The organism is Agromyces sp. NSFZ, assembly GCF_056156205.1.
Window position 1 is genome coordinate 2,409,129 of record NZ_CM149585.1, and the last position, 10,223, is coordinate 2,419,351.

Sequence of the window (10,223 nt, forward strand, 5' to 3'; positions counted from 1 at the left end):
TCCTCGGCTCAGTCGGTGGTGGCCGCGCCCCGCGCGACCTCGAGCACGTCTCCGTCGAAGCACGTGCGAGTGCCCGTGTGGCATGCGGCGCCGACCTGCTCGACCGTGACGAGCAGCGTGTCGGCGTCGCAGTCGAGCGCCGCCGAGCGCACGTACTGCACGTGGCCGGACGTGTCGCCCTTGCGCCAGTACTCCTGACGCGACCGCGACCAGAACGTCACCCGGCCCTCGGTGAGGGTGCGCCGCATGGCCTCGCGGTCCATCCACCCGAGCATCAGCACCTCGCCGGTGCCCTCCTGCTGGATGATCGCGGGCAGCAGCCCGTCGGCGTTGAACGTCGCGCGGTCCATCGGCGACGCGCCCGGCGACCATGCCTCCTCGTCGCGCTCCAGTTCCTCGTCTCCTGGCTGGGTCATCGCACGATCCTCCCATCGGCGGCGAGGGCGGCCTTCACCTCGGCGATGGTCACCTCGCCGTTGTGGAACACGGATGCCGCGAGCACCGCGTCGGCGCCTGCGGCGATCGCCGGCGGGAAGTCGTCGACCGAACCCGCTCCGCCCGAGGCGATCACCGGCACGCGTGCGAGCTCGTGCATGAGCGCGGTGAGCTCGAGATCGAACCCCTGCTTGGTGCCGTCGGCGTCGATCGAGTTGACGAGCAGCTCCCCTGCGCCGAGGTCGATCGCGGTGCGCGCCCACTCGAGGGCGTCGAGGTCGGTCTCGGTGCGTCCACCGTGCGTGGTCACCACGAATCCCGACTCGGTTCGGTCGGAGCGCTTGACGTCGAGCGACAGCACGAGCACCTGGGCGCCGAACCGGTCAGCGATCTCGGCGATGAGCGCGGGCCGCGCGATGGCCGCGCTGTTCACGCCGATCTTGTCGGCGCCGTGACCGAGAAGCCGGGCGACGTCTTCTGGTGAGCGCACGCCGCCGCCGACGGTGAGCGGGATGAAGACCTGCTCGGCGACCCGCTGCACCATGTCGTAGGTCGTCGAACGGTCATCGACGGTCGCGGTGACGTCGAGGAACGTGAGCTCGTCGGCGCCCTGCTCGGAGTACCGGGCGGCGAGCTCGACGGGGTCGCCCGCGTCGCGCAGGTTCTGGAAGTTCACGCCCTTGACGACGCGGCCGGCAGCCACGTCGAGGCACGGGATCACACGTACGGCGAGCGTCATGCGAGCCTCACAGCCGTGCCGCGTGGATGGCGCTCACGAGGATCGCGCGCGCACCGAGCGCGTAGAGCTCGTCCATCACGTGGTTCATGTCGACGCGCGGGATCATGACGCGCACGGCCACCCACTCGGGGTCGTGCAGCGGCGAGACGGTCGGCGACTCGAAGCCCGGCGCCGCCGCGGTGGCCCGCTCGAGGTGCTCGACGGGGACGTCGTAGTCGAGCAGCACGTACTGGCGGGCCACGAGCACGCCCTGCAGGCGCCGGAGCAGCGTCGCGGCGCCCGGGCGCTCGACGCCCGAGCCGATGAGCACGGCCTCGGACTCGAGGATCACCGGGCCGAAGATCTCGAGGCCCGCCTTGCGCAGGGTGGACCCGGTCGAGACGACGTCGGCGACCGCATCGGCCACCCCGAGCCGCACAGCGGACTCGACGGCGCCATCGAGTTTCACGAGCTTCGCGGTGACGCCGTGCTGCGCGAGGAAGTCGCCCACGAGCCCGGGATAGCTCGTGGCCACGCGCACGCCGTCGAGGTCGGCGAGCTCGTGGAACCGGCCGGCGGGGCCGGCGAACCTGAACGTGGAGTCGCCGAAGCCGAGCGGCGCGATCTCGGTCGCCTCGGAGCCCGAGTCGAGCAGCAGGTCGCGGCCCGTGATCCCGACGTCGAGCGCACCGGACCCGACGTAGGTCGCGATGTCGCGCGGGCGGAGGTAGAAGAACTCGACCCCGTTGCGGGGGTCGGCCGTGTGCAGGTCGCGCGGGTCGCGGCGGCCGGTGTACCCGGCCTCCCACAGCATCTGCGCGGCGGTCTCGGCGAGCGAGCCCTTGTTGGGCACGGCGATTCGGAGCATTCCCTGGCTTTCGTGTCGACTGGTCTGATCGGTCATGGGGCGTGATCAGAGATGTCGGTACACGTCGGCGGGCGTGAGCCCCTTCGCGACCATGAGCACCTGGAGGTGGTAGACGAGCTGCGAGATCTCCTCGGCGGTCTCGTCGTCGCTCTGGAACTCGGCGGCCATCCAGACCTCGGCCGCCTCCTCGACGATCTTCTTGCCGATGGCGTGCACGCCCGCGTCGAGCTGGCGCACGGTGCCGGAACCCTCTGGGCGGGTGCGGGCTTTGTCGCTGAGCTCGACGAAGAGATCGTCGAAGGTCTTCACCCGTCCAGACTACCGGTGACCGGAGGCGTGGCTGTGCGGGTGCGCGGCGACGGCCTTCCTCAGCTCGGCGATGCGGTCGGCTGGGACGTCGCCGTTGAAGACATGCGAGCCGGCCACGAACGTATCGGCGCCGGCGGCGGCCGCGATGCCGATGGTCTCCTCGGTGATGCCGCCGTCGACCTGCAGCCACACGTCGAGGCCCGCGTCGTGGATCACGTCGGCGAGGCGCGCGAGCTTCGGCATCGTCTCGGGGATGAACGCCTGGCCGCCGAATCCCGGCTCCACCGTCATCACGAGCACCTGATCGAACTCGGGCAGCAGGTCGATGTAGGGCGCGGCGTCGGTGCCGGGCTTGAGGGCGATGCCCGCACGCGCGCCGAGGGCTCGCAGCCGGCGTGCGAGGGCGACCGGCTCGCCCGCAGCCTCGGCGTGGAACGTGACGGAATACGCGCCGGCCTCGGCGTAGGCGGGCGCCCACCGATCGGGGTCGTCGATCATGAGGTGCACGTCGAGCGGGACGGGCGACACCTCCTGCAGGCGCTGCACCATCTGCAGCCCGAAGGTGAGGTTCGGCACGAAGTGGTTGTCCATGACGTCCACGTGCACGAGGTCGGCCGTGTCGATGCGCCCGAGCTCCCGCTCGAGGTTCGCGAAGTCGGCAGCGAGGATGCTCGGGTTGATCCGCGTCGTCATGCTGCCAGCCTACCGAGCCGCGTCGGCGGGGCGCTCTGCGGCGACCGGGGCATCCGCGTCGCCGCCGGTGCGGCGCACGAGCGCGATGAACATCGCATCGGTGCCGTGCCGGTGCGGCCACAGCTGCACGGTGCCCGGCCCGCCGGCGAGGTCGAGCGGATGCCGCGACACCGCCTGTGCGGCGGATTCCGTGTCGAGCGGCTCGACGCGACCGCTCCAACGCTCGAGCCCGGCTGCGAGCACGCCCCGCGTCTCGGCGGTGTGCGGCGAGCACGTGACGTACGCGAGGATGCCGCCGGGGGCGAGCGCACGCACCGCGGCATCGAACAGCTCGCCCTGCAGGCGCGTGAGCTCGGCGACATCCGACGGCGCCTTCCGCCACCGTGCCTCCGGGCGACGGCGCAGCGCGCCGAGGCCCGTGCACGGCGCGTCGAGGAGGATGCGGTCGAAGCCGCCAGGAGCTCCGAGCGCGGCCGGGTCGACCTCGCGGCCGTCGCCGACGCGCACGTCGACGTCGAGCGGCACGGCCGCGACGGCCTTGCGCACGAGTTCGGCACGAGCGGGCACCAGCTCGTTCGCAATGAGGATCGCGCCGCCCGCGAGCGCCTCGGCGGCGAGCACGGCGGTCTTCCCGCCTGGGCCCGCGCAGAGGTCGAGCCACCGCTCCCCCGCGCGCACCGGCTCGGCTCGGCTGAGGGCGAGCGCGGCGAGCTGCGACCCCTCGTCCTGTACGCGAACGAGCCCGTCGGATGCCTCGGCCGCGGCGATGGGGTCGGCACCCGTGCCACCGATCGGCGAGTACCGGTCGGGCTCGAACCCCTCGATGCGCGCGGTGTCGGCGCCGAGGCCCGGCAGCACGGCCAGGTTCACCCGAGGTGCCGCGTTGTCGGCCTCGAGCAGCTCACCGAGCTCGGCGGCTCGCCCCTCGCGTTCGAGCGCGGCACGGAAGGCGCGCACCACCCACGCCGGGTGGCTCTCGAGCCGCGCCAGGCGCTCGTCGTCGTTGGCCGCGCCCTCGGCGACGAGCTCGCGCCACCCTTCGGGCGACGTGCGCGAGATGGTGCGCAGCACCGCGTTGGCGAAGCCGGCGGCCTTGGGCGCGACGCGTCGCGCGAGCGCGACCTGCTCGTACACGGCCGCGTGTGTCGGCACGCGGGTGGCGAGCAGCTGGTGCGCCCCGAGCCGCAGCACGTCGAGCACCGCAGGGTCGATCTCACCCGTGGGTCGCCCGGCGGCGAGCTCGATCACCAGGTCGTAGAACCCCTGCATCCGCAGCGTGCCGTAGGTCAGCTCGGTGGCGAGGGCGGCATCCGCCCGGCTCAGGCCCGCCCGCCGGATGCGCGCGGGCAGCAGGAGGTTCGCATACGCCTCGTCGGCGCGTACCGCCTCGAGCACGTCGAACGCCACGAGGCGGGCGGGCGAGATGCGTTCGGTCGCGCCGCGTCGAGCGGCGCTCGCGCCGCGCCGGCCGCCGCTGCCCTGGCTCGCGGGCCGCCGTGGTGCGGTGCCGCTCACCGCGCGACCGCCCCGTCGCGGCCCGCGCCGCGCCACCAGTCCCCGGCGGGCATCGCCGTGCGCCCGGCAGGCTGCACTCGTCGCAGCTCGAGGGGATCCGTTCCGGTGCCGATGAGGACGCGACGCCCCGACGTGGTGACCTCCCCCGGCGCGAGCGACGGGGCATCCGGTGCATCGACGAGCTCGAGCACCTTGACGCGCTGGTCGTCGACCGTGGTCCAGGCGCCGGGCTCGGGCGTCACCCCGCGGAACCGGTCGCGCACCCGCGCCGCGGGCAGCGTCCAGTCGAGGCGCGCGTCGTCGATCGCGAGCTTGGGCGCGAAGCTCGGCGCACCCGATTGCGGCGTCGCGGCGGCCGTGCCCGCGGCGATGGCGTCGACGACCTCGGCGAGCAGGTCGGCGCCCGTCGTCGCGAGTGCCTCGAGCAGGTCGCCCGCGGTCTCGTCGGCGCCGACCTCGCGACGTCGCTCGCCGTACACGTCGCCGGCGTCGAGCTCGGGCACGAGCCGGAACACGGATGCCCCGGTCTCGGCGTCGCCGGCGATGAGCGCGTGCTGCACGGGCGCGGCGCCGCGCCATGCGGGCAGCAGCGAGAAGTGCAGGTTGATCCAGCCGTGCCCGGGCGCCGAGAGCAGCGGCTCGCGCACGAGCCCCCCGTAGGCGACGATCACGCCGAGGTCGGGGCGCAGCGCGCCGATGCGGCCGGTCGCGTCGGCGTCGAGCCGAGCCGCCTCGATCACGTGGATGCCGAGCCGCTGCGCCGCCGACGCCACAGGCGACGGCGTGAACACGCGCTTCCGGCCGTGCGGCGCGGGCGGGCGGGTCACCGCGGCAACGACCTCGTGGCCGCTCGCGGCGAGACGTTCGAGCGAGGGGACGGCGGCGGCCGGCGTTCCGGCGAAGACGAGGCGGAGCTTCTGCACACTCCATTGTGGCCGACAGCCCGGTGCCGTCACGGAATCAGGGCACCTCGGGGTCGTCGAATCGCACCCGGAGGACCGGCGGACGTCGCACGGGACGACCGGCGACGGGCCGCCGCCGCTCCGTGGCGACGCGGATCATCTCGGCGCGGAGCTCTCGGGCGACCCGCGCCCCCGCCGCGTAGTCGAATCGCACGATCGCGCGCTCGAGACCCTCCTCGTCGGCCGGGGCGGGGCCGAGCACATCGACGCCGTCGAGGTCGCGCACCGCCTCGACGGCACGCGCCACGGCCACGTGGGCGGCGGTGACGCTTGCCACCCGCACCGCGGGCGGGAACCGCAGGGACCGCCGTGCGGCGAGCTCGCCGTCGGCCCATTCGGCCTGTCGCCACGTGCTGAGCGCCGTGGCGAGCGCCCCGGCGACACCCACGAGGAACACGGGAGCACCAGGCGCGGCGAGTGCGCTCGCGTTCGACCACCACCTGAGGCAGTCCTCGGCGACGCGCAGGGACTCGCGCAGGAGCATCCGCTCGCCGTCGAGGAGGAGCACCGCACGGTAGCCGCCGTCGGCGATGGGCTCGGCGCCACGTGTCGCGACGACGAGGGCGGGCTCGGGGCCGACGCGCAGCACGGGACGTTCGCCGTCGGAGAGGATGACGCGGGTCTTCGGGAATGCGCGGCCCAGCTCGTCGGCGGTGCGACTCGCGCCGATCGTGACCGCACGCAGCCTGGTGCCGTCGCACACGGGGCACCGCCAGCCGCTCGCGCTCGTGCCGCACAGCACGCAACGCGCGGTACCGCCCTCGCGGGGCACCGCGAGCCCGCCGCCGCACGCGGCGCAACGCGCGGGTTCTCGACAGCGGTCGCACGCGAGCAGCGGCGCGTTGCCCGGGCGGGCCACCTGCACGAGCACGGGTCCCTCGCGCACGGCGTCCTGCGCCTGCCGCCAGGCCACCGTGGGGATGCGCGCCGACCCGGGCTCGGGGTTCGCCTGCTGCTCGGTGGGGATGACGCGGGGCCGCACGCGTCGCGACGGAGCGATCTCGTGCACCCAGCCGACCTCGACGAGACGCTGCACCTCGACGCTGCGGGTGTGCGCCATCAGGAGCAGCGCCGCTCCGGACTGCTCCTGCCGGATGAGCGCCGCGTCGCGCGCGTGCACGCCCGGGGCCAGGGGCTCGACGAGCAGCGGATCGCCGTCGTCCCAGACGGCGATGAGCCCGAGCCGTGCGGCCGGCGAGTACACGGTGGAGCGGTTGCCCACGATGATGCGGGCGTCGTCGCGCGTCGCCTCGAGGAAGGCGCGATACCGTTCGCCGCCCGACTGCCGCGCATCGGCTCGCAGCACCCGTCGTTCGTCGACGGATGCCGCGAGCGCCGCCTCGAGCTGCTCCTGATCGCGGTAGTCGGGCACGACGAGCAGGGCCGAGCGGTCTGCCGCCAGGGCGTGCGCGGCCGCCTGGGCGAGGGTGGCCGCCCACGCGCCGACCCATGCCCCGGTGGGGAGGCGCACCGGCCGGGGATCGGCGGCGAGGGTCATCCGCGCGCCGTCGGCGATGCCCGTCTCGAGGCGGCCCGGTTCGGCTCCCGGGATGCCGGGCAGGTCGGTCGGGAGGGGCCCCGGGTCGCGCTCGGCCGCGAGCCACGCTCGCTCGACGCGCACGTACCGGCTCGGGATGGCGAGACGCAGGACGTCGCTCGCGTTGCCCGCGGCCCGGTCTGCCGCGGTCCGCGCGAGCTCCCACACCTCAGGACGCAGCAGTGCCACCTCGGAGACGACGTCCTCGAGCTCGCTCAGCGTGCCGTGGTACTCGCTCGTGTCGGCCGATTCGACGATCCAGCCGTCGGCGATGCGTCCGCCCGTGCGGAGGGGCACCTTCACGCGCACGCCCGGCTTCGCGACCTCGGAGAGGCGAGCGGGTACGGCGTAGTCGAACAGCTGGTCGAGTTGCGGAAGCGGTGAGTCGATGAGCACCCTGGCGACGGCGCCGCCCGGCATCTCAGAGTCCGGCGGCGGCGCGCAGGTCGTCGACGCGGTCGAGGCGCTCCCACGTGAAGTCGGGCAGCTCGCGGCCGAAGTGGCCGTACGCCGCGGTCTGCGCGTAGATGGGCCGCAGCAGGTCGAGGTCGCGGATGATCGCGGCGGGCCGGAGGTCGAACACCTCGCGGATCGCGGCGATGATGCGGTCATCGGGCACGTGCGCCGTGCCGAACGACTCGACGTACAGGCCGACGGGCGCCGCCTTGCCGATCGCGTACGCGACCTGCAGCTCGAGCCGGTCGGCGAGGCCGGCCGCGACGGCGTTCTTGGCCACCCAGCGCATGGCGTACGCCGCCGAGCGGTCGACCTTCGACGGGTCCTTTCCGCTGAACGCCCCGCCGCCGTGCCGGCTGGCACCGCCGTACGTGTCGATGATGATCTTGCGGCCGGTGAGCCCGGCGTCGCCCTGCGGGCCGCCGATCTCGAACCGGCCCGTGGGGTTGATCAGCACCGCGAGGTCGGGCCGCGCGAGTTCGACGGTGTCGAGCACGGGCCGGATGACGAGCTCCTCGACCTCGGCGCGGAGCTGCTCGGTGGAGACCGCGGGCGAATGCTGGGTCGACAGCACGACCGTCTCGATGGTGCGGGGAACCTGGCCGTCGTAGCCGATCGTCACCTGGGTCTTGCCGTCGGGCCGCAGGTAGTCGACCTCGCCCTGCTTGCGCACCTCGGACAACCGCTCGGCGAGACGGTGCGCGACCCAGATCGGCACGGGCATGAGTTCGGGCGTCTCGCGGGTCGCGTACCCGAACATGATGCCCTGGTCGCCTGCGCCCTGCATGTCGAGTGCGTCTTCGCTCGCACGCTCGCGCGCCTCGAACGCGTGGTCGACGCCCTGTGCGATGTCGGGCGACTGCGCGCCGATCGAGATGGAGACGCCGCAGGAGCGCCCGTCGAACCACACGTCGGACGACGTGTAGCCGATCGAGGTGACGCGGTCGCGCACGATCGCCGGGATCTCCACGTAGCCCGAGGTGGTCACCTCTCCCGCGACGTGCACGAGGCCCGTCGTCACGAGCGTCTCGACCGCGACACGGGCGCGCGGGTCGACCGTGAGCAGGGCGTCGAGGATCGAATCCGAGATCTGGTCGCAGATCTTGTCGGGGTGTCCCTCGGTCACGGACTCGGACGTGAAGAGGCGGAGTGCGCTCATGTGGGCTCGTGTTCCTTCGTCGTGTCGGCGGTCGCGGCCGCGGTCGCCAGTTCCGAGACAACCACGTCGAGGATGTCGTCGGCCACCGACATCTTCGTTCCGTGTGCTCGTGTGACGACGTCGCCACTCCGTCCGATGACGACCACACGGTTGTCGTCGCTCGCGAAGCCCTCGGTCCAGCCGACGCGATTGACCACCAGGAGGTCGGCGCCCTTGGCCTCGCGTTTGGCCCGGCCGAGGTCGAGCAGCCGCTCGTCGTCGGCCTCGGTCTCGGCGGCGAAGCCCACGAGCAGCGTGCCGTCGTGCGGTGCGTGGCCGAGGCCCGCGAGGATGTCGGGGTTGCGGACGAGCTCGAGCGTGAGCCCCGAGTCGCTGGAGTCCTTCTTGATCTTCGTCTCGCTCACGCCGGCCGGCCGGTAGTCGGCCACCGCCGCGGCCATGACGACGACGTCGGCGCCGCGCGCGGCATCCGTCACCGCCTGCTGCAGTTCCAGCGCCGTCGAGACGCGGCGGATGTCGCAGCCGGTCGGATCGGCGACCTCGAGGTTCGCGGCGATGAGGGTGACCTCGGCTCCACGGGCGCGTGCGGCGTCGGCGATGGCGACGCCCTGCTTGCCGCTCGAGCGGTTGCCGAGGAAGCGCACGGGGTCGAGCGGCTCGCGAGTGCCGCCCGCGGTGACCACCACGCGGACCCCGGCCAGGTCGTGCCGGGCGGATGCCGCGACGCGTCGCAGTGCCGCCGCGACGATCGTCTCGGGCTCCTCCATGCGACCGGGGCCGCTGTCGGCGCCCGTGAGCTGCCCGACCGCGGGACCGACGATCGTGACGCCGCGGGCGCGGAGGGTGGCGATGTTGGCCTGCGTTGCCGGATGCCGCCACATCTCGGTGTGCATCGCGGGTGCGATGACGACTGGCGCCTCGCTCGCGAGCACCGTGTTGCCGAGGAGGTCGTCGGCGAGGCCGGTGGCGAGCTTGGCGATGGTGTTCGCCGTCGCGGGCGCGATCACGATGAGGTCGGCGGCCTGGCCGATGGCCACGTGACGCACCTCGGCGACACCCTCGTAGAGGTCGGTGTGCACCGGGTTGCGCGAGATCGCCTCGAGCGTGGGGCGGCCGACGAACCGCAGCGCACCCTCGGTGGGCACGACATGGACGTCATGCCCGGCGAGCACGAGGGCGCGGACGACGCCGACGGCCTTGTACGCCGCGATGCCGCCCGTGATGCCGACGACGACGTTGAGCGGCGACATCCGTGCCGTGCTCAGTCGCCGATGGGCCGGAGGCGGAGCTTGTCCTCGTTGATCTCGTGCAGCGCGACCGAGAGGGGCTTGTCGTCGATCGACGAGTCGACGAGCGGGCCGACGTTGTCGAACAGGCTGCCCTCGTGGAGGTCGGCGTAGTAGTCGTTGATCTGGCGAGCACGCTTCGACGCGAAGATCACGAGCTGGTACTTCGAGTCGACCTTGGAGAGCAGGTCGTCGATGGGCGGATCGATGATGCCGGACAGCTTCTCAGCCATGGAGGACTCCTTCATACGAATGTCGAGCGCACCTCGTGCGCGCAAGCTCTGG

At 73.2% G+C, this 10,223-nt stretch carries 11 protein-coding genes; all 11 read right to left on the reverse strand.

From position 1 onward, the window contains the following. Nucleotides 1-8: 8 nt before the first annotated feature. The 11 genes from hisI to rpoZ all read right to left on the reverse strand — a co-directional run bounded on the left by hisI (nucleotide 9) and on the right by rpoZ (nucleotide 10,171). Nucleotides 9-350, reverse strand: coding sequence for a phosphoribosyl-AMP cyclohydrolase (gene hisI / locus ACVFI9_RS11285; protein ID WP_474766242.1), 342 nt, complete (start codon nucleotides 348-350; stop codon nucleotides 9-11). A 62-nt stretch (nucleotides 351-412) separates the two neighbouring features. Next, nucleotides 413-1,174, reverse strand: a complete 762-nt coding sequence (gene hisF, locus ACVFI9_RS11290) for an imidazole glycerol phosphate synthase subunit HisF (RefSeq protein WP_474762322.1) — start codon at nucleotides 1,172-1,174, stop codon at nucleotides 413-415. Nucleotides 1,175-1,181: 7 nt separating this feature from the next. After that, a complete protein-coding gene (gene hisG, locus ACVFI9_RS11295) occupies nucleotides 1,182-2,021 on the reverse strand; it encodes an ATP phosphoribosyltransferase (RefSeq protein WP_474762323.1) in 840 nt (279 codons plus the stop codon). 45 nt (nucleotides 2,022-2,066) lie between these two features. Continuing rightward, the gene (locus ACVFI9_RS11300; protein WP_474762324.1) at nucleotides 2,067-2,330 is read right to left on the reverse strand and encodes a phosphoribosyl-ATP diphosphatase; all 264 of its coding nucleotides are present in this window, start codon (nucleotides 2,328-2,330) and stop codon (nucleotides 2,067-2,069) included. Between the two features lie 9 nt (nucleotides 2,331-2,339). Beyond that, nucleotides 2,340-3,023 carry a ribulose-phosphate 3-epimerase gene (gene rpe, locus ACVFI9_RS11305; RefSeq protein ID WP_474762325.1) on the reverse strand — a complete coding sequence of 228 codons (684 nt, stop codon included), beginning with the start codon at nucleotides 3,021-3,023 and terminating at the stop codon, nucleotides 2,340-2,342. Nucleotides 3,024-3,032: 9 nt separating this feature from the next. After that, nucleotides 3,033-4,538, reverse strand: coding sequence for an RsmB/NOP family class I SAM-dependent RNA methyltransferase (locus ACVFI9_RS11310; protein WP_474762326.1), 1,506 nt, complete (start codon nucleotides 4,536-4,538; stop codon nucleotides 3,033-3,035). Further along, nucleotides 4,535-5,461 (reverse strand): methionyl-tRNA formyltransferase, encoded by a 927-nt coding sequence (gene fmt, locus ACVFI9_RS11315; protein ID WP_474762327.1) that lies wholly within the window; start codon nucleotides 5,459-5,461, stop codon nucleotides 4,535-4,537. The genes ACVFI9_RS11310 and fmt overlap by 4 nt, the downstream gene beginning before the upstream one ends. 37 nt (nucleotides 5,462-5,498) lie before the next feature. Beyond that, complete coding sequence (locus ACVFI9_RS11320; RefSeq protein ID WP_474762328.1) at nucleotides 5,499-7,457, reverse strand: primosomal protein N' family DNA-binding protein; 1,959 nt, start codon at nucleotides 7,455-7,457, stop codon at nucleotides 5,499-5,501. Between the two features lies 1 nt (nucleotide 7,458). Next, nucleotides 7,459-8,652, reverse strand: coding sequence for a methionine adenosyltransferase (gene metK, locus ACVFI9_RS11325; protein ID WP_474762329.1), 1,194 nt, complete (start codon nucleotides 8,650-8,652; stop codon nucleotides 7,459-7,461). Continuing rightward, entirely contained in the window at nucleotides 8,649-9,902 is a 1,254-nt protein-coding gene (gene coaBC, locus ACVFI9_RS11330) for a bifunctional phosphopantothenoylcysteine decarboxylase/phosphopantothenate--cysteine ligase CoaBC (protein ID WP_474762330.1), read from the reverse strand. The genes metK and coaBC overlap by 4 nt, the downstream gene beginning before the upstream one ends. 11 nt (nucleotides 9,903-9,913) lie before the next feature. Continuing rightward, nucleotides 9,914-10,171 carry a DNA-directed RNA polymerase subunit omega gene (gene rpoZ / locus ACVFI9_RS11335; protein ID WP_056732021.1) on the reverse strand — a complete coding sequence of 86 codons (258 nt, stop codon included), beginning with the start codon at nucleotides 10,169-10,171 and terminating at the stop codon, nucleotides 9,914-9,916. Nucleotides 10,172-10,223: the final 52 nt, after the last annotated feature.

Excerpts from the sequence above, each read along its gene's own strand:
- metK (WP_474762329.1), bottom strand. The coding sequence starts at position 8,652 with ATGAGCGCACTCCGCCTCTTCACGTCCGAGTCCGTGACCGAGGGACAC.
- hisI (WP_474766242.1), bottom strand. The coding sequence starts at position 350 with ATGGACCGCGCGACGTTCAACGCCGACGGGCTGCTGCCCGCGATCATC.
- rpoZ (WP_056732021.1), bottom strand. The coding sequence starts at position 10,171 with ATGGCTGAGAAGCTGTCCGGCATCATCGATCCGCCCATCGACGACCTG.
- hisF (WP_474762322.1), bottom strand. The coding sequence starts at position 1,174 with ATGACGCTCGCCGTACGTGTGATCCCGTGCCTCGACGTGGCTGCCGGC.
- ACVFI9_RS11320 (WP_474762328.1), bottom strand. The coding sequence starts at position 7,457 with ATGCCGGGCGGCGCCGTCGCCAGGGTGCTCATCGACTCACCGCTTCCG.
- hisG (WP_474762323.1), bottom strand. The coding sequence starts at position 2,021 with ATGCTCCGAATCGCCGTGCCCAACAAGGGCTCGCTCGCCGAGACCGCC.
- rpe (WP_474762325.1), bottom strand. The coding sequence starts at position 3,023 with ATGACGACGCGGATCAACCCGAGCATCCTCGCTGCCGACTTCGCGAAC.
- coaBC (WP_474762330.1), bottom strand. The coding sequence starts at position 9,902 with ATGTCGCCGCTCAACGTCGTCGTCGGCATCACGGGCGGCATCGCGGCG.